The sequence below is a fragment of the Longimicrobium sp. genome, from assembly GCF_036399935.1.
GTDB lineage: Bacteria > Gemmatimonadota > Gemmatimonadetes > Longimicrobiales > Longimicrobiaceae > Longimicrobium.
The window spans coordinates 70,485-89,016 of the sequence record NZ_DASWMD010000035.1 but is presented as its reverse complement, the minus strand read 5'-3'; the positions used below and the strand labels follow the sequence as shown (position 1 = coordinate 89,016).

The window sequence follows — 18,532 nt, the reverse complement described above, 5'->3', positions numbered from 1 at the left end:
CACCGGAACGGCCGATCGGTGCGGCCGGGGTTCAACCCCGGGCGCAGGTGCCGCAGGCCAGCGTTTCGGGGAAGATCTGCAGCCGCTCGAAGGGGATGGGCGCGCCGCAGCCGTTGCAGGCTCCGTACGACCCGTCTTCCAGCCGCCGCAGCGCCGAAAGGATTTGCTCCAGCTGCGCCTTTTCGCGCGCTTCCAGGTTCTTGGTGAAGCCGGCGTTCTGAAGCGCCTCCACGCGCGACAGGCGGCCCACCGTGTCCTGCTCCAGGTCTCGCGGGCGCGCCGCGGCGCCGCTGGACTTGAGGCTGCGCTCCAGCTTGGTGAGGCTGCGAAGGAGCTCGTCCCGGATCATTTCGCGCTCGTGAGGGGCGAGCGGCTGCTGTACTGCGGTCATGCTGTCCTTCCGTCTTGCTGGTTCTTGCGGGTGAAAACGTCCGCCGGGCCGGGCGCGCAGTGCGGCCGGTCCGGTGTCGTTCGGGGGATTCGGTTGATTCAGGGACGATGTGTCAGGCGGTTGCGGCCGGGTGGCCCATCACGTCGTGGCCGGGCTGGCGGAACCATTCCATTGCACGCGGCGGGCCGCCGCCCAACCAGTGCGTACGGGGATCGCGGCGGGCGTTCACACGCGCTCCAGGAACACGTCGAACACGCCCCCGCAGACGGCGGGGCTCCACGAGAACAGGTCTTCGGTCAGGTCGATGCGCAGCATGCGCGGCTGGCCGGTGCTCACCACCTCGCGCGCGGCCTCGATCACCTCGGCCTCGCCGCATCCGCCGCCGACGGTGCCGGTAAGCCCCCGCTCCGGGTCCACCAGCATTTTGCTTCCTACGCCGCGCGGGGTCGAGCCCTTGCAGCGGACGATGGTCGCCAGCACCACGGGCCGGCCCTCGCGCGCCGCCTCTTCGGCCGCGGTGAACACGGCCATGTCTTCGATCATCGAACCTCTTCCTCCAGGGCGTGGGGGAGCCGGTCGGCGATTTCGGCGATTTCCTCGGCTTCGCGCCACATGGCTTGCAATTCGCCCAGCTCGCCCTCCGCTCGCTTTCCTCGTGCAGCGCGATTTCCAAGGCCAGCGAAAGTCTGCCCGCCACCCTCGGCGTTCAACCGGGAACGATCAGCCGCGAGGGCTCCGGCGCGGGAACGCCGTCCGGGAGCGCGTCGGCGATGGCGGCGATCTCCTCGGCGTCGCGCCACGCGGCCTCCAGCCCGGCCAGCTCGCCTTCCAGCGCGCGGCGCTCCTGCTCCTCATGAAGCGCCATCTCCAGGGCCAGGGCGCCCACGGGGGTGAGCTGCCTGGCTTCCATCCCCTGCCGCCGCCCCAGCACGCTTTCGCGCCGGCCGGCCTCGCGCAGGTATTCCTCGGCGCCGCGCGCGTCAGCCAGCAGCCCCACGGCGTCGCGGACGTGGTCGTGCGAGGCGCCCTTGCGGTTCACGTGCACCATGGCGCGGCCCAGCACCGTGCGCGCCTGCGCGTCGGGAAGCACCAGCACCTCGTCGCCGCCGAAGCGCGCCCGTCCCCATCCGTCCGTCTTGCGGTCCTTGCGTTCGGCATCGGGAAGGCGAAGCTCGATGCCGTCGTCCGCCGCGCCCACCTGCGCGCCCTGCACGTGCCAGCGGCGGATGGCCACCTCCCGGCCGATGGGCGACTGCGCCGCGGGGATGCGGTGGATGACCCGGCGTGCCTGCCGCTCGTTCCAGGCCCCGAGGAAGATGTGCCCGAAGGTCCACAGCCCCGAGGCCGCGCCCAGTGCCATCACCCCGCCCACCGCCGCCGCGCCCGCCGCGCCCAGGGCGGCCCCCGCCACCAGGTACTGCTTCCGGCGCCGCACCAGCTGGCTGCCGTAGCGCCAGGCGGCCAGCTCGCCCGCCAGCGCTTCGCCGATGCGAACCAGGCGCGTTCCGTCCGGCAGCTTGCAGACGCCGATGTTCTGCGACTGCACGCGCAGGCGCGACTCGCGAAAGGCGCGCTCGGCCTCTTCCACCGCCTCCCAGCGCTCCTCGATGGGCGCCAGGTTCCACCGCGCGCACTTGGGGCAGACGGCCCACAGCCGCCCGCGGGCCCCGTCGAAAGCCAGGCTGCGGCCCACGGGAAACGGGGCGATGGCCTCGTTGGATCCCAGGTCGGCGGAGCAGAAGATGCACGTGTGATACATGGCCCCACCGATGGCGTTGTGTCAGCCGCCGGACCGCACCCAGCGCTCGGCGACGCGCTCGCGGTCGCGCAGCGGCTGCCCCGTTCCCCCGCGCCGCACCATCACGATCTCCGCCGCGATGGCCAGGGCGATCTCTTCCGGCGTTTCACCGCCCAGGTGCAGCCCGATGGGGGCGTGCACCCGGCGCAGCCGCTCGTCGGGCACCCCGTCCCGCGCCAGCTGCTCCAGCGCGGCCCGGGTGCGCCGGCGGCTCCCGATCATCCCCACGTACGCCGGCAGCTCCGGGCGATGCAGCACGTCGCGAAGCGCCTCGAAGTCGTACTTGTGGCCCCGCGTCACCAGCACCAGGTACGTGCCGCGCCCGATGCGCACGTCCCGGAACGGGTCGTCGAAGCGCGCAGGCCTCACCTCGTCGGCCTCCGGAAAGCGCTCGCGGGTGGCGAACTCGGGGCGGTCGTCGAGCACCGTCACGCGAAAGCCCAGCATGGCGCCCGTGCGGCACAGCGGCCGCGCGACGTGCCCCGCCCCCACGATCACCAGCTCCGGCGGCGCGCGATGGGGCTCCACGTACACCGTGCAGCGGCGCCCCCCGGCCTCCACGTCGTGCGTCGCCGGCCGGTCCGACTCCGCCAGCGCCGCACGGGCGATACGCAGCGCGGCCTCGTCGAGATTCAGGTCGCCCAGCGTGCCCTCGTGGCGATTGGCCCAAACGGACATCCGCTCCCCCGCCACGGGGCCGTCCTCGGTGGACGACGAAAGCACGGCCACGCTCACCACCGCCTCGCCCCCCGCCAGCGCCTCGCGCGCGTGGCGGAGCGCGTCCGCCAGCGTCAGCCGCTGGGGCACGCGGCCTCGCGCCAGCGGCGGTAGTCGCCGGGAGTGTCCACGTCGGCGGCGAGCGCGTCCACCGGCACCTCGCGCAGCTCGCCCAGGTGCGCGTGGACCACGGTGCGCGCGCCCTCGGGCAGGTCGGTCCGCGCCAGCTCGGCGAAGACGGAGCGCGCGAACAGCACCGGGTGCCCGTGCTTTCCGCCGTGCGAGGGCAGCACGACGGGCGCGCCGGACTCGTCGAACACGCGCGCGAGCTGCAGGGCCAGGGTGGGCGAAACGTCGGGAATGTCTACCGGGCAGGCGATCACGGCGCGCGTTTCGGGCGGAACCGCCGCCAGCCCTGCCTGCAGCGAGCGCAGCTGGGGCGACCCGCGGTCGGGGTTGATGGCCACGGACGCGCCGAGCCGCGTGGCCGCTTCGCGGATGTCGCGGGCAGCCGGCTGGTCGTCGGCCCCCGTCACCACGATCACCCGGTCGCACGCCGCGCCGAGCGCGTGGACCACGTGGTCCAGGAACGTCCCATTGCCGGCGCGCAGAAACGCCTTGGGCTCGCCCATCCGGCGCGAAAGGCCGGCGGCCAGCACGATGCCAACGATCATCAGGGCTGACGGGTACGCGGGCGGGGCTGGCCGGGGCCGGAGCGGGCGGGGAGATCTGGACGACATCAGGAGTATCGCACGCTCGCTTCACGCCGTCAACTGGCTACGGGGCGAACGTGTTGCGCACGATGGAGATAAGGGCGGACGCCGCCGCACCGGACGCCGAAAGCCGCACACACCCGTGAGGCCTGGGCGGGGCTCACCTGGATCGTGGCGAGCGGACGAACTGCTGGAGCATGCGGCGGCGCGGAGCATGCAAAACACGGACGGTGAAGGAGCGGGGATCGTCGACTTCACGCATCTCGGGAGGATACGAAATGACGCGCAAACGCGAACTGATCGAGCCCAACCCCGGCGACAAACGCTACGTGCGGCGCGACGAGAACGGCCGGTTCACCACCGACCAGGTGGACGTGGGCCGTTCGCTGGCGGCGGACCGGCGGCAGCATGCCAAGACCAAGGCCAAGCCCGGCCACGGCGACAAGGGCGACCACTGACCCGTTCGGGTCGACGATCATAGCCCACCGCGAGCGCCGCGCCGGATCATTCCGCGCGGCGCTCGTGCTTATGGTATGCTGATGTTGTCGCGGGTGTGCGTGATGCGGAGGCAAGCCGGCTTGCTAACGGCGGCTTGCTAATTGGCAAGCGATTGGCGAGCTACTTGGCAAGCTGGTCACAAGCGCTTCCGTTCATGGCGGATTCGCGGCTCGACAACCACGGCTTGCCAACTTGCCAACTTGGCAAGCTGTTGGCAAGCAGTCGTTGAGCTGATTGGCTAGGCGGCGATGCGGATGGCTTGACGGCTACCGAACGGGCGTTCGAACCGGCGCCCGCGTTACGTTGACCCTCCCCCGGGCGCGGGTTAACTTCGAAAGCTCGTCAAGTGCTGCCTGGCGCCTTCGTTGCGGCTTCATCGACGGCCGTCATCCACCCGTGCTCGCGCCCCGATGAAGGACCTCGTAACCCTGCACGTGAACGGCGACACGCACGAAGTGGCGGTGCCCACGCACTGGACGCTGCTGGAGTCGCTGCGCTACGCCGTGCAGCTCACCGGCAGCAAGCAGGGATGCGACAAGGGCGACTGCGGCGCGTGCACCGTGTGGCTGGACGGCGTTCCCACGCTGGCGTGCATCACCCCCGTGTACGAGGCCATCGGCCAGCGGGTGACCACGGTGGAGGGGCTGGTGGGGCTGCGCACCGCGCCGGGCGCGCCGCACCCCCTGCAGGATGCGTTCGACGTGTGCGGCGCGGCCCAGTGCGGCTTCTGCACGCCGGGCATCTTGATGAGCGCGGCGGCGCTGCTGGAGGAGAACACGGCGCCCACGCGCGACGAGATCAAGGACGCGCTCAGCGGCAACCTGTGCCGCTGCACCGGCTACACCAAGATTTTGGACGCGGTGGAGATGGCGGCGGCAACCCTGCGCGAGCAGGCGGAGGTGGCGGCATGAGCGCGGAGCGGCAGGAGTTCGAAAGCGGCCGCGGCGGCGTTCCGGCGGATGAGCCCGAGGTGGCGGAGCGCGGCACCCCCGTGGTGGACCACGCGCCCTCGCATGCGGGTGAGAAGGTGAAGCTGTACGGCAGCCGCGAGGAAAAATCCGCGCCGCTGAACGTCATCGGCACGCGGCAGCGCAAGACCGATGGGCTGGAAAAGAGCACCGGACGGGCGCGCTACACCGACGACCTGGTGCTGCCGGGAATGCTGCACGGCAAGATCCTGCGCTCGCCGCACCCCCACGCGCTGATCCGCTCCATCGACACCTCCGCCGCGCAGGCGCTGCCCGGCGTGTTCGCCGTGGTGACGGGAAGCGAGATGCCCATCCCCTTCGGCATCATCGTGTGGACGCCGGACGAGAACGCGCTGGCCACGGACAAGGTGCGCTACATCGGCGACGCGGTGGCGGCGGTGGCGGCGGTGGACGAGGACACGGCCCTGCGCGCGCTGGAGCTGATCCACGTGGACTACGAGGTGCTGGAGGCGCTGCTGGATCCGCACGAGGCCGTGCGCCGCACCGACGTGCAGATCCACCAGGCCAAGAAGGCCGGGCACAACGGCAACATCTCCAAGATCGTCAAGCTGGAGTTCGGCGAGGTGGAGCAGGGGCTGGCCGCGTCCGACGTCGTCATCGAGGGCGAGTACTTCTTCGAGGGCACCACGCACACCCCCATCGAGCCCCACTGCGCCATCGGGCAGTGGGAAGAGGGCGGCGCGCCGGGCGGCCGGCTGACCGTGTGGTCGTCTACCCAGGTGCCCCACTACCTGCACCGCGAGCTCGCCAAGGTGCTGGAGCTGGACCCGGCCAAGGTGCGCGTGATCCAGCCGCACGTGGGCGGCGGCTTCGGCGGCAAGAGCGAGCCCTTCGACCTGGAGTTCTGCGTCGCCAAGCTGGCGATGAAGACGGGCCGGCCCGTGAAGATCCTGTACACCCGCGAAGAGGTGTTCTACGCCCACCGCGGCCGCCACCCGTTCTACATGAAGTACCGGGTGGGTGCCACGGCGGATGGAAAGCTCAAGGCGGTGGACGCGCGCACCCTGCTGGACGGCGGCGCCTATTCGTCGTTCGGCCTGGTGACCACGTACTACAGCGGGCAGCTGCTGGCGGCGCCGTACGAGATCCCGGCGTACCGCTTCGACTCCACCCGCGTCTTCACCAACAAGCCCGCCTGCGGCCCCAAGCGCGGCCACGGCAGCGTGCAGCCGCGCTTCGCCTTCGAGGTGTCGCTCGACAAGCTGGCCGAGCGGGTCGGGCTGGACCCCATCGAGCTGCGCCGGCGCAACTTCATGGGCAGCTTCCGCCGTACCGTCAACGAGCTGCGCATCACCTCCAACGGCTTCATGGAGTGCCTGGACGCGGTGGAGCGCGCCAGCGGATGGAAGGAGCGCAAGGGCCGGATGGGGTACGGGCGCGGGCTGGGGGTGGCGGGCTCGTGCTACATCTCGGGGACCAACTATCCCATCTACCCCAACCGGATGCCGCAGTCGGCCGTGCAGCTGCAGGTGGACCGCTCGGGGCGCATCGCCGTCTTTTCCGGCGCGTCGGACATCGGCCAGGGCTCCACGTCGCTCGTGGCCTACATCGTCTGCGAAGAGCTGGGCGTGCCGCTGGACTACGTGCGGGTGCTTCCGTCGGACACCGACTTCACGCCGGTGGACCTGGGCAGCTACTCGTCGCGCGTGACGTTCATGCTCGGCAACGCCTGCGTCGACGCGGCCCGCAAGCTCAAGGCGCTGGTGCAGGACGCGGTGGGCGCCGAGTGGGAGATTTCGCCCAGGCGCGTGCTGCTGGCGGGCGGCCGGGCCATGGACGCGGAGGACACGGGCCGCAACATGTCCATCGTGCAGGCCTTCAACCTGGCCGAGGCCAAGCACGGGACACTGGGCTCCGTGGGCAGCTACAACACGCCGGACGACGTGCACGGGGAGTACCGGGGCGGGACGATCGGCGCCTCGCCCGCGTACTCGTTCACGGCGCACGTGGCCGAGGTGGAGGTGGATGCGGATACGGGGTTCGTGGACGTGAAGGCCATCTGGGTGGCGCACGACTGCGGCCGCGCGCTCAACCCCACCATCGTCGAGGGGCAGATCGAGGGCTCGGCGTACATGGGGTTCGCCGAGGCGCTGATGGAGCAGCACGTGTTCAAGGACGCGGAGCACGGCCGCGCCGGCCTTCACGACGGCCCGTCGCTGCTGGACTACCGCGTTCCCGGCTCGCTCGACACGCCCGAGCTGCAGGCGCTGATCGTGGAGTCCATCGACCCCGAGGGCCCGTATGGCGCCAAGGAGGCGGGTGAGGGTCCGCTGCACCCGTCCATTCCCGCCATCGCCAACGCCATCTACGACGCCGTGGGGGTGCGGATGGACTCGCTGCCCTTCTCGCCGCCGCGCATGTGGCGCGCGCTGCAGGAAAAAGCCGCGCACGACGCCGAGCCGGAGCGCATCGCCGCGGACTGAGGGTCGGCGCGGATGGATGAGAGGCCTTCGACAAGCCTTGGCGCGTCCGCGGCGCCCCCCATCCCAGCCCTTCCCCCGCAAACCGCGCGGGGGAAGGGAGCCAGCCCGGTGCGTCACGCAGAACCCACTCGCAACCACGAAACCCTGTCATCCTGAGGCCCAGGCGCGCCGCATTCACCCGCAGCACACCTGTCGCGGGCCGAAGGATCTGGCCTGGGGCACGTACAAGCCAGGGCGCGGCAGCGGTCATCGACTCCGAGGCCTCGGCTGCCGTGGGGCCCTCACCCGGCCGCGCTGACACGCGTGCCCCCCTCTCCCACAAACAGCGTGGGAGAGGGGGGACACCCCAGGATCCAGTGCGGTGCACGAGCACAGTAGCGGATGCCCGGGCCCTGCTGGGGCGACTGAAGTCGCGTCTGGAACATCACGAAGTCCGCCTTCGCGGACTGCACGCGTAGTCGGGTGCGCCAGGGCGAGGGAAGCGAGGTTCAGGTCTCCCCCTCCCCTGCGAAGCGGGGGAAGGGGGCCGGGGGGAGGGGGCTACCGCGGCATGCACCCGCTGCCAGCCACATTCGGATGCAGTCGTGGGTAGATCTGAAACCATGACGACGGAGGTTCGGATGGATAGACCGTCGCTGAGGAGCACATTGAGCTCGGCGTCTGAATCGGTGGATGAATTGTTCGAGTAAGCAAGGGCCGCGGCGCCATCGGCTCCGCGGCCTTCTTCATGCTCGATGCAGCGACGAACTCGTCAGCGCAGGATGAGCACGGTGCCGGCGGTGGCCTGAACGGGGAACGACTCCGCGACCGGGCCCGTGAACCACACGCGAACGCGGGCTCCCACCACGAGTTCGTCCGCGGATGCCCGAACGACCGTCTCGCCGCTGCCGGCCAGCACGTCCACACCGGGAAGAACGGTGATGGAGGCGGCTGGCTCCCTTCCGGCGACCTGGGGACTGGCTTCCACGAGAATCCGCCGGCCACCCTGGATTGCGCTGGACTGCTGGATGGTACCCTCGATGCTCGGGGCTTCATCCGGAAGGGTGGCGCCCGAGGGCATGCCGCACCCAGCCGCGAGCACCGCGGCGAGCAGAATCCACGTCCTGTTCATCAGCATCTCCTGTGCAAGCCCATCGATCCATGCCCGAGAACGTGCACGTTCCCACTGTCGCGACAGCCGCTTGGCCCTTGGATCGCCTCCACGCGTGATCGATGCCGGAAAATGACCCGCGGCCGCATCCGCCGCTGAAGGACAGCGGGGGAGACCGTTGGGCGCGGTGGACGGGCGGACGCGCGGGACCGGTGCTGCTGTTCGCGTGCGCGGTCGTGGAGGGCTGCCTGGTTCCCGCGCCCACGGAGGCCGTGTTCGCGGCGCTGGCCATCGCACGGCCACGACGGGCGTGGGCGCTGGGCGCGCTCGCGGCGGCGGGCTCCGTGCTGGGCGGCGTCATCGCGTGGCACCTGGGCGCCACGGCCTTCGACCGCTACGGGCAGCCGCTGCTGGCGCGCTACGGGTTGATGGGCGAGTTGGAGGCCCTCGGCGCGCTCTACCGGCGGAACGCGGCGCTGGCACTGCTCACCTCCGGCTACACGCCCGTGCCCTACCTGCTGTACGGCACCGTCGGTGGCGCTACAGGCGTTCCGCTGGGCACCTTCGTCGTGTTCTGTGCCCTCGGCCGGGGATTGAAGTACGCGGTCCTGGCCGGGGTGGCGCGCATCGCGGGGCCGCCGGTTCGGCGCTGGCTGGCGCGCAACCCGCGGCGGATCGCGTTGGTCGTCACCGCCGTCGCGCTGATCGTGCTCGGCGCCTGGATGATCTGAGGTCCCGCGCGTGCCTCGACCACGGCAGCGCTGACGGCCTGCATTGTCCCCGGAAGTGCGCAGAGTGTTCGCTCCGTGGCGGGATTGGCGCGGGGCATGCACCGTGTGCTCGCATGGCACCGGCGAAGAACACCCCCGATCCGGCCGAAACCATCGGCACGGCGCTGAGCGCGGCGGAGCAGGCCGCCGCGCGCTTCACCGACGCGAAGACCGAGGTGCTGCACCGCCTGGCGGACGTTGACGCGGCGGTGCTGGAGATCGTGCAGCGCGTGTACGACGCCACGCCCGCGGAATTTCAGCGCTCGTTCGTGGCGAGCATCGACGGCGACGACGATGAGGAGCTTTCGCTGCCGGACTTTCTGCGCCTGCTGCTGGAGCGCCCCGGCGGCAGCGAAGGGCGGTTCACCATCAGCGTGATGGAAAACCTGTACGACGACGGTGACGCGGACGAGGACGGCGGAGAAGAAGGCGACGACGGATAAGCATCGAATAGACGAAGCGGCTCCCGGGCGCCCCCGGGAGCCGCGTTTCCGTCGTGCATCCGCACCCGTGCTAGTCGAGCATCGTATGGCTGACGTCGACGGTGCGGCCACAGAAGGTGCCGGTGAGCGTGCGCGTCTGTGACGCGCTGCTGAACGTCCCCGTCAGGTCCACGGTGCAGGTGCCCGTTCCGCCGGTGGACCGCGCCCAGGTGAAGCTGCCCTTCTGCGTGTGGGTGTGCACGCCGGGCACGCCGTTCGTCCACGTGCCGTTTGCCGCCAGTTGAATGTTCGGGCTCCCCGTGATGGTGACCGTTCCCCCGCGGCGGCCGCGCGCGGGAACGGTGCACGCCGAGTCCGTTCGCGTGGCGTTCACCTGCGAGCTGCCGGAGCGAGTGGCTGGGTCGCGCGTAATGACGCGCTGGCCCTCGACGGTGCTGGCGCCACCGCCGGGGCAGGCGTGCTGCCGCGTGAATGCGGCAGACGAACCGCCGGCACCCTGGAACGCCATCAGGAATTGGGAGATCGTGCCGCCGGCGACCCCATCCCAGGCGGCGGCCACTTCCCGCACCTCGGCCGCGCTCAGGGACGCGTCGCCCGGACCGGTGGCTCCGCCTTCGCAGGCGGCGAGGGCAAGCGCGAACGGTACGGCGAATAGCTGGGCGGTGCGGCGCATCGGGTCCTCGCGGTCGTTCGGGTGAGCGGTGGGCGACCGGGTCGCCTTCGATCGTGCGTCAGGCAATACAGCCGGCCGCGCTCACGCGTTGGGGTGCGGACACGGATGGTGGGTACGTTCGGCGGAATGCGCAAGTGTTTGCGGGTCGCATCTTCAAGCCCTCACACGGAGGTCACGGAGGTGGAGCAGGAGACTGGGCACCCTTCGCATTGCGCGCGTCGAGCCAGCGCTGCAGGGAGCGCTGGCTCTCGCCGGAGCGGCTTCCCGCAAGCAAGCCGGCAATGCTGATGTCCTCGTCCACGTCGGGCCAGTGCACGCCCTCCCCTCGCCCGATCAGCCGCCACCGCCCACGCTCCTCCGGCGTAGCATGCGCCAGCCGCGGATACCAGGCGAGAGGAACGGAAACCGTGCGGCCGTCCGTGAGGTCGACCATCAACTCGGTCTCGCTCACTCGAACACTCGTCGCCTCTACGTGCCGCTCAATCGTTGAAGAAGTCATACCAAGCCCCTAGCAGTCGCTCCTGGTGTTCCTCAATGAGGCTGATAATGCGATTCAGTTCCGGCCCGCCGTACCCTCCGCCTTCCTGTGATCGCACTGGCGTCAGCCACACCTTGGCCTTCTTGCTCTCCCGTTCTACGTGAACGTGGGGCGGCTCATTCCCATCCGCCGCGAAGAAGAATATACGATACGGCCCACTCCGAAGAACCGTTGGCATCACCGCCTCCCCGACGTCGAACATTTCTCGGCAACGAATGGGCCAGCTTAGGCCGTCCACTCTGTTCACGCAATAGTCTCGTTGGATTGCGGAAGTTCAGCTGTGGTCGTGTTTTGCACGGGCGGTGGCGGGACGTGGATGAGGCACGCGGCGGCCGGGTGATACCGGCGGATTCGGACGGTACCCCTCGGGCGTTCGCGCCGCTATCTTTCACGGCTGTCAAGATGCCTTTGCGATGGACGAACACGTGGATCGATCCGCTTTCCTGGCGCGCGCCGCGGCGTGCGCCTTTTTCGCTGCCTTGCTCGCCGCCGCCCCCGCCAACGCGCAGGACGGCGCCCGCAAGCGCCACTCCGCGGTGCGGCTGACCGGCGCCGCGCCCCAGATCGACGGCCGTTTGGACGACGAGGCGTGGGCCGCCGCGCCCGTGCTTTCCGACTTCGTGCAGAAGGACCCGGTGCAGGGCGCTCCGCCCACCGACCGCACCGAGGTGCGCTTCGTGTACGACGACGAGGCGCTGTACGTGGCCGCGCGGATGCACGCCGCCGACCCGGCCTCCATCCAGGCGCCGGTCACGCGCCGCGACGAGGGATACCAGGCCGAGCACCTGCTGATCTCGCTGGACACCTACCAGGACAGGCGCACGGCCTACACCTTCGGCGTCACCGCGTCGGGGGTGCGGCTGGACTGGTACCACGCCACGGACAACGAGGACTCGCGCGACATGTCGTTCAACCCGGTGTGGCGGGCGGAGGCGCGCGTGGACTCGGCAGGATGGACGGCGGAGATGCGCATTCCCTTCAGCCAGCTTCGCTTCAACGACCTTCCCGCGCAGGTGTGGGGGATCAACCTGGACCGCTGGATCCCCTCGCGCGAGGAAGACGACTACTGGGTGGTGATTCCCCGCGGCACGCAGGCGTGGGCCTCGCGGTTCGGCGACCTGGAGGGGATCGGCGGGGTGCGGCCGGCGCGGCGGATCGAGCTGATGCCGTACGTGGCGGCGGAGGGCACCCGCTTCGGCACCATCGACCCCGACAACCCGCTGGTGGAGCAGAGGTCCGGCGCCATGCGCGTGGGCGGCGACGCCCGCATCGGGCTGGGGAGCAGCCTGACGCTGGAGGCCACGCTGAACCCCGACTTCGGCCAGGTGGAGGCAGACCCGGCCGAGGTGAACCTGAGCGCGTTCGAGACCTTCTTCCCGGAACGCCGCCCCTTCTTCACCGAGGGGCAGCGCTACCTGGTGAGCCCCAACGCGGGCTACTTCTACTCGCGCCGCATCGGGGCCGCGTCGCGCGTGCGGGTGAACGCCGACTACGTGGACTATCCCCGCGCCAGCACCATCCTGGGCGCGGCCAAGCTCACCGGACGCACGCAGCGGGGGCTTTCGGTCGGCGCGCTGGCGGCGGTGACGGACGCGGCCGATGCGCGCTACGTGGACGAGGACGGAGAAATCCGGCGGACCGGCGTGGCGCCGCGCACAGGATGGGGCGTCTTTCGCGCCGTGCAGGAGTTCGGGCCGGCCACCTCCACGGCGGGGGTGAGCCTGACGGCGCTGCGCCGCGACACGGAGCCGGGCGGGCTGATCGCCTCGTTCCTGCCGCGCAGCGCCGTCACCGGCGGCGCCGACTGGAACCTGCGCTTCCGCGGCGGCGACTACGAGCTGCGGGGGTTCGCGGGCGCCAGCGTGGTGGAGGGCGACACGGCCGCCATCCGCCGCGTGCAGACGGCGCCCGCCCACTACTTCCAGCGGCCGGACCGCGACTACGCCGTGCTGGACCCCACGCGGGGAACGCTGGCGGGATACACGGCGGGCATCGCCATCGAACGCAACAACGCGCGCCACTGGCTGTGGGAGGCATCGGCCAGCACCATCTCGCCCGGCTTCGACGTCAACGAGTCGGGACGGATGTTCGTGGCCGACTACGCCACCGCCGACGCCCAGGTCACCTATCGCGAAACCACGCCGCGCGGTCCGTACCGCCGCTACTCGTTCACGGGGCGGATGGAGAACGGGTTCGACTACCAGGGCATCCGCCGCCACGGCGTGGTGCGCGGCGAGGCGAACGTCACCTGGAGCAACTACTGGCAGAGCTCCATCGAGGGGCGCACGGAGCTGCGCCGCTACGACGCGTCGGCCACGCGGGGGGGGCCGCGGCTGGGGCTGGGGCGCACGTGGGAGATCGAGGCCGACCTGGAGAACCGCGGCTCCTCGCGCTTCCGCTGGGGCGGCGGCATGGGCATCGGCGGTGACGAGCAGGGCGGGCGCGGGTGGGGGATCGCCGGGGGCATTGGTGCCACGCCGGGGCCCAACTGGCAGGTGTCGCTGGAGCCGCGGTACAACCGCCAGCGCGAGGCGCGGCAGTACGTGGTCAACCTGTCCGGCGGCCCCGCGGCCACCCTGGGCCGCCGCTACGTCTTCTCGTCCATCGACCGCAGCACCCTGGCCGCGCCGCTGCGGCTGGCGTACACCATGAGCCCGGACCTGTCGCTGGAATTGTACGCGGAGCCCTTCGCCGCCAGCGGCCGCTACCACCGCTTCGGCGAGGTGCCACGGCCGCGCTCGTTCGAGCTGGACCTGTACGGTGAGGACGGCCCCATCCGCTCGTGCCAGCCGACCGATCCCGCGCCGTGCTCGCCGGGCTCGCACCTGTTCACCGCGACGGAAGACGGAGAGCCGAGCCGCGTGGCCCGCGACTTCAACGTGCGCTCCTTCCGCAGCAACGCCGTCATGCGCTGGGAGTGGCGGCCGGGGAGCACGCTGTACCTGGTGTGGCAGCAGGACCGCTCCTCCAGCCTGGAGAACGGCGACTTCGTGGGCCCCGGCGCGCTCGGCGACGCGTTCGGGGCGCCGGGGAACAACTTCCTGGCGATGAAGGTGACGTACTGGCTCCCGGTGAAGTAGGCGGAGAGTGCGTGAGTGCGTGAGTGCGTGGGTGCGTGAGTGCGGAAGTGCGGAAGTGAACGGCCCCTGTGCGGGGTGCGCTCGGCCGGTTTGCTTTTAACGCACTAACGCACTAACGCACTCCCGCACTTCCCCCCCTCGGTTGCGCGTTGCGGCCGGGGGGCTTACTCTTGCCCGCCGCCGAACCGGTTCAAATCCATCCAGCCCGGAGCACGTTTCCTTGGCCACGACGACCGCAAAGCCCGGCCTGTTCTCGGCCGCCAACCTGCTGAACCTGCTGCTGGTGTTCGTGCCCATCGCCATGATCATGGAATGGGTGCTCCACTCGCCGCCCATCGCCATCTTCATCGTCTCGTGCCTGGGCATCATCCCGCTGGCCGGACAGATGGGGCACGCCACGGAAGAGATCGCCGAGCGTGTGGGCCAGGGGGTGGGCGGCCTTCTGAACGCCACCTTCGGCAACGCCGCGGAGCTGATCATCGCCATCGTGGCGCTGCGGGCGGGGCTGTACGACCTGGTGAAGGCGTCCATCACCGGCTCCATCATCGGCAACGTGCTGCTGGTGTTCGGCCTGAGCGCGCTGGTGGGCGGGCTGAAGTACGAGACGCAGAAGTTCAACCGCACGGCGGCCGGGCTGGGCGGAACGCTGCTGGTGCTGAGCGCCGTGGGGCTGGTGGTGCCGGCGCTCTTCCACGGGCTGGTGGGTGACTCGGCGCCCGCGGCGGAGCGCAACCTGAGCCTGGAGATCGCCATCGTCCTGATGGTGACGTACATCGCCAGCCTCTTCTTCACCCTCAAGACGCACCGCCACCTGTACATGGGCGACGCGGGTGAGGGAGCCTCGATCCACGAGGGACACGCGCCGCCGCCGATGGGCCGCTCCATCGGCAAGCTGTTGCTGGCGACCATCGGCGTGGCGGTGATGGCGGAGTTCCTGGTGGCCGCCGCCAGCCACACGGCCGAGGCGCTGGGGTGGAGTCAGGTGTTCGTGGGCGTGATCGTGGTGGCCATCATCGGCAACGCGGCCGAGCACTCCACGGCCATCATCATGGCGGCCAAGAACAAGATGGACGCGGCCATCAACATCGCCGTGGGCTCGTCCATCCAGATCGCGCTGTTCGTGGCGCCGTTGCTGGTGTTCCTGAGCTACTTCATCGCGCCGCAGCCGATGGACCTGATCTTCACGCCCATGGAGGTGCTGGCCGTGGGGCTGTGCGTGGGGATCATGGCCTTCTGCTCGATGGACGGCGAAAGCCACTGGATGGAGGGCGTTCAGCTGCTGGCCGTCTACGTCATCCTGGGCATCGCGTTCTACTTCCTGCCCGTGGACCCGGAGACCGCGGCGGCGGCGGGTGCGGCCGCGGGGGGCGGACACTAGGGGAAGTGCGTGAGTGCGTTAGTGCGTTAGTGCGTGAGTGCGGAAGTAAAAACAACGGCCCGGGTGCACACCGCACCCGGGCCGTTCCACTTTTTGCACTTTCGCACTCACGCACTCACGCACTCACGCACTATCCTTCCGGCAGCAGCGACACCCGCACGTACCGCCGCCGGTTCAGGTACAGCCTGGCCGCGGCGCGGATGCGCTCCGGAGTGAGCGTTGCGGAGAGCGGGGCGTCGTCGATCCCCCGCACGTCCCACCCCAGGCGCTGGTACTCCATCAGCGCCGTCAGCCACACGTCGTTCTGGCGCAGCGAGGTTTCCTTGCTGCGCCGGTGCGCCTCGCGAACCTTCTGCACCACGTCGGCCGGCACGCCGCGGGCGCGCAGGCTGTCGATCTCGGCGAACGTCACGCGCGTAAGCTCGTCCAGCCGGTCGGGGTCGGTGTTGAAGTCGATCGCCACCACGTACTGCGGCACGGGATCGCGCGACACGTTGGCGCTCACCGTTACGCCATAGGTTCCGCCCAGCTGCTCGCGCAGCCGTTCGCGCAGGCGGATCTCCAGGGCGTCCGCCAGGCTGGTGATCTCGGACCGCGCCTCGCGGGAGAACTGCGCCGGGCCGGTGAAGTAGAGCGTGGTCCGCGCCTTGGGCTCCACCCCGCGGCGCACCGTCTTTTCCACCACGCCGGCGGGCGGACGGATGCCGGGGTCGCGCCAGCGTTCGCGCACCCCGCTGGCGGGAAGGCTGGCCAGGTAGCGCTCCACGAACGGGCGCACCTCGTCCGGCTGAAAGCTGCCCACCAGGAAGAAGGTGAAGTCGCCGGCATTCGCATAGCGCTGCCGGTAGATGGTGATCGCGCGGTCCAGGTCCAGCGAGTCGTACATGGCCGCGGTGAAGGGCCGCGTGCGCGGGTGCCGCTGCGTGAGCACGGCGGTCAGCGTGTCGCCGAAGGCGCTTTCGGGGGTGGCGCCCCGGTTGCGCAGCATCTCGCGCCCGCGCTGGCGGAAGGCTTCCCACGCCGCCGTGTCGCGGCGCGGCGCGGTGAAGTACAGGTGAACCAGCTGGAACATGGTTTCCACGTCGCGCGGCGCCGCGTAGCCGTTCACCGTCTCGTACAGCTCGCCGATGGTGGTGCCCACGCTGGCCGCCTTTCCCGCCAGACGCCGCTGCAGCTCCGTCAGCCCCAGCGCGCCCACGCCGCCCACCTGCACCGCCGCGGTCGCCAGCCGGCCGTGCAGGTACAGGCTGTCGGGGAGCAGCGACAGCCCCCCGGGGCTGCTGGCGGCGAACAGCACCTGGTCGTCCTGGAAGTCCGTGGGCTTCAGCACCACCTGCGCGCCGTTGCTCAGCGTCCACCGGGTGATGCCCGCCTCCGGGACGAACTCTTCCGACACCACGCTTCCCGCCGCCGGCAGCTGGGCCAGGAGCGGCGCGTCCGACGCCGTTTCGCGGTAGGGCTCCACGGGCGCGCGCGCGACCGAGTCGGCGATGGCGGCCAGCCTGCGCTCGTCGGGCAGCGCCGCGCCTACGTGCTCGGGGGCGGTGACCAGCACCGTGCGGTCGCGCATGGCCGCGTAGCCGCGGGCCGCCTCGTTCGCGTCCTGCACGGTGACGCCGGGCATGAACGCGTTCAGCATGGCCCACTCTTCTTCCAGCGTGCGCAGCAGGCCGCCGCGCAGGAAGTGCTCGGCGTACTGGCCGGCGTACTGGCCGCTGGTGGTCTTGTGGCGCTCGGCGTACATCTGCTCCCACATCCGCAGGAACTCCGCCTTTTCGCGCTCCAGCTCGGCCGGGGTAAAGCCGTGGCGCGCCGCGCGCTGCACCTCGGTGAGCACGGCGGCCAGCCCGCGCTCCACCCCGCCCTGCGGGACGGCGGCGCTCAGCGAAAAGGTTTCCACCGGGCGCAGCGAGCCGCCCAGGTACGAGCCCACGTCCAGGAAAGGCGCGTCCGGCAGCAGGCTCATGTCGTTCAGCCGGTCGCCCAGCATGCCCACGAACATCGACTCCACCAGCCCCGCGCGAAACCCGGGGGGCGACCAGTCCCGGCGCGCCGGGCGGAACCAGTTGACGCTCAGGGCCGTGCTGGTGATCTCCGGATCCACCGTGACGATCACGCGCGCGCTGTCCCGCGACGGGATCCCGATCTCCGGCCGCGCCGGCCCGCCCAGCGCGGGGATGGCGCCGAACACCTCGCGGATCTTGCGCTCCATCTCGGCCGGGTCGAAGTCCCCCACGGCGACCACCGCCATCAGCTCCGGGCGGTACCACTGCTGGTAGAAGCGGCGCAGCGTCTCGTGGCGAAAGGTGCGGATGATCTCCGGGTCGCCGATGGGCGAGCGCTCGGCGTAGCGCGAGCCGGCGAACAGGAAGGGAAACTGGCGGTCCGACACGCGCGCGCCCGCGCCCCGCCAGCGGCGCCACTCCTCGATCACCACGCCGCGCTCCGCCTCGATCTCCGCCGAGTCCAGCGAGATGCCGGTGGCCCAGTGCTCCAGGATGCTCAGCCCCGTGTCCAGCACGCCCGCGCTGTCCGTGGGCAGCTGCAGCATGTAGACGGTTTCGTCGAACGACGTGGTGGCGTTCACGTCGGGCCCAAAGCGCATGCCCACGCGCTCCAGGTAGTCGATGATCTCGTTCCGGGCGAAGCGGCGGGTGCCGTTGAAGGCCATGTGCTCCAGGAAGTGCGCCAGCCCCAGCTGGTCGTCGTCTTCCAGCACCGACCCCACGTTCAGCACCAGCCGCAGCTCGGCCCGGTCGCGCGGCTCGGCGTTGTGGCGAACGTAGTAGACCAGCCCGTTCGGCAGCGTGTCGGTGATGACCAGCGTGTCGCCGCGATGGTCGAACCGGATCTCCGGGATGCTGGCCGCGGGACGCGGCGAAGCGGCCGGCGCGGGCGCGCGCGGCGGGGAGCAGGCGGCCAACGCCAGGACCATCGGGGCGATTCGGAAGATGCGCATCTGGATGGATCGGGGTGCGGCGGCGACGCATGCGGAAAACCCGCGTTCGGTGGTATGCCTGCCACCGCCGCG

General features: G+C 70.6%; 17 protein-coding genes. 7 read left to right on the top strand and 10 right to left on the bottom strand.

The features are described 5' to 3' along the window. Positions 1–31: 31 nt before the first annotated feature. From VGB24_RS11920 to VGB24_RS11900, 5 genes are all read right to left on the bottom strand, one after another. Positions 32–391 carry a TraR/DksA family transcriptional regulator gene (locus VGB24_RS11920; RefSeq protein WP_331021407.1) on the bottom strand — a complete coding sequence of 120 codons (360 nt, stop codon included), beginning with the start codon at positions 389–391 and terminating at the stop codon, positions 32–34. Between the two features lie 225 nt (positions 392–616). Further along, the gene (locus tag VGB24_RS11915) at positions 617–934 is read right to left on the bottom strand and encodes an XdhC family protein (RefSeq protein ID WP_331021408.1); all 318 of its coding nucleotides are present in this window, start codon (positions 932–934) and stop codon (positions 617–619) included. A gap of 163 nt (positions 935–1,097) precedes the next feature. Beyond that, entirely contained in the window at positions 1,098–2,150 is a 1,053-nt protein-coding gene (locus VGB24_RS11910) for a hypothetical protein (protein ID WP_331073168.1), read from the bottom strand. Between the two features lie 21 nt (positions 2,151–2,171). Continuing rightward, positions 2,172–2,996, bottom strand: a complete 825-nt coding sequence (locus VGB24_RS11905; RefSeq protein WP_331073167.1) for an XdhC family protein — start codon at positions 2,994–2,996, stop codon at positions 2,172–2,174. Next, on the bottom strand, positions 2,981–3,580 hold the full coding sequence (locus VGB24_RS11900; RefSeq protein WP_331073166.1) for a nucleotidyltransferase family protein: 600 nt from the start codon (positions 3,578–3,580) through the stop codon (positions 2,981–2,983). The genes VGB24_RS11905 and VGB24_RS11900 overlap by 16 nt, the downstream gene beginning before the upstream one ends. Before the next feature lie 317 nt (positions 3,581–3,897). Between VGB24_RS11900 and VGB24_RS11895 the strand changes: the two genes are divergently transcribed. The 3 genes from VGB24_RS11895 (at position 3,898) to VGB24_RS11885 (ending at position 7,529) form a co-directional block, all read left to right on the top strand. Beyond that, entirely contained in the window at positions 3,898–4,077 is a 180-nt protein-coding gene (locus VGB24_RS11895; protein WP_331073165.1) for a hypothetical protein, read from the top strand. A gap of 450 nt (positions 4,078–4,527) precedes the next feature. Beyond that, the gene (locus tag VGB24_RS11890) at positions 4,528–5,028 is read left to right on the top strand and encodes a (2Fe-2S)-binding protein (RefSeq protein WP_331073164.1); all 501 of its coding nucleotides are present in this window, start codon (positions 4,528–4,530) and stop codon (positions 5,026–5,028) included. Continuing rightward, the gene (locus tag VGB24_RS11885) at positions 5,025–7,529 is read left to right on the top strand and encodes a xanthine dehydrogenase family protein molybdopterin-binding subunit (RefSeq protein ID WP_331073163.1); all 2,505 of its coding nucleotides are present in this window, start codon (positions 5,025–5,027) and stop codon (positions 7,527–7,529) included. Before VGB24_RS11890 ends, VGB24_RS11885 begins: the two co-directional genes overlap by 4 nt. 751 nt (positions 7,530–8,280) lie before the next feature. Here VGB24_RS11885 and VGB24_RS11880 read toward each other — a convergent pair. Beyond that, positions 8,281–8,640: a DUF3221 domain-containing protein gene (locus tag VGB24_RS11880; protein WP_331073162.1), complete on the bottom strand. Its 360-nt coding sequence runs from the start codon at positions 8,638–8,640 to the stop codon at positions 8,281–8,283. 101 nt (positions 8,641–8,741) lie between these two features. On the opposite strand from VGB24_RS11880, the gene VGB24_RS11875 reads away from it, so the two are divergent. Beyond that, positions 8,742–9,350, top strand: a complete 609-nt coding sequence (locus tag VGB24_RS11875; protein ID WP_331073161.1) for a YqaA family protein — start codon at positions 8,742–8,744, stop codon at positions 9,348–9,350. A 113-nt stretch (positions 9,351–9,463) separates the two neighbouring features. After that, positions 9,464–9,832 (top strand): hypothetical protein, encoded by a 369-nt coding sequence (locus VGB24_RS11870; RefSeq protein WP_331073160.1) that lies wholly within the window; start codon positions 9,464–9,466, stop codon positions 9,830–9,832. 70 nt (positions 9,833–9,902) lie between these two features. Here VGB24_RS11870 and VGB24_RS11865 read toward each other — a convergent pair whose 3' ends face one another. From VGB24_RS11865 to VGB24_RS11855, 3 genes are all read right to left on the bottom strand, one after another. Continuing rightward, positions 9,903–10,505: a hypothetical protein gene (locus tag VGB24_RS11865; RefSeq protein ID WP_331073159.1), complete on the bottom strand. Its 603-nt coding sequence runs from the start codon at positions 10,503–10,505 to the stop codon at positions 9,903–9,905. 172 nt (positions 10,506–10,677) lie between these two features. Continuing rightward, on the bottom strand, positions 10,678–10,956 hold the full coding sequence (locus tag VGB24_RS11860) for a DUF2442 domain-containing protein (protein WP_414676725.1): 279 nt from the start codon (positions 10,954–10,956) through the stop codon (positions 10,678–10,680). Positions 10,957–10,984: 28 nt separating this feature from the next. Continuing rightward, positions 10,985–11,245 (bottom strand): DUF4160 domain-containing protein, encoded by a 261-nt coding sequence (locus tag VGB24_RS11855; RefSeq protein WP_331073157.1) that lies wholly within the window; start codon positions 11,243–11,245, stop codon positions 10,985–10,987. Between the two features lie 223 nt (positions 11,246–11,468). Between VGB24_RS11855 and VGB24_RS11850 the strand changes: the two genes are divergently transcribed. Both VGB24_RS11850 and cax read left to right on the top strand, forming a co-directional pair. Continuing rightward, positions 11,469–14,123 carry a DUF5916 domain-containing protein gene (locus tag VGB24_RS11850; RefSeq protein ID WP_331073156.1) on the top strand — a complete coding sequence of 885 codons (2,655 nt, stop codon included), beginning with the start codon at positions 11,469–11,471 and terminating at the stop codon, positions 14,121–14,123. Between the two features lie 220 nt (positions 14,124–14,343). After that, on the top strand, positions 14,344–15,501 hold the full coding sequence (gene cax / locus VGB24_RS11845; protein ID WP_331073155.1) for a calcium/proton exchanger: 1,158 nt from the start codon (positions 14,344–14,346) through the stop codon (positions 15,499–15,501). 130 nt (positions 15,502–15,631) lie between these two features. Here the strand turns inward: cax and VGB24_RS11840 are convergent, their stop codons facing one another. Further along, positions 15,632–18,460, bottom strand: coding sequence for an insulinase family protein (locus VGB24_RS11840; protein WP_331073154.1), 2,829 nt, complete (start codon positions 18,458–18,460; stop codon positions 15,632–15,634). Between the last annotated feature and the right edge of the window lie 72 nt (positions 18,461–18,532).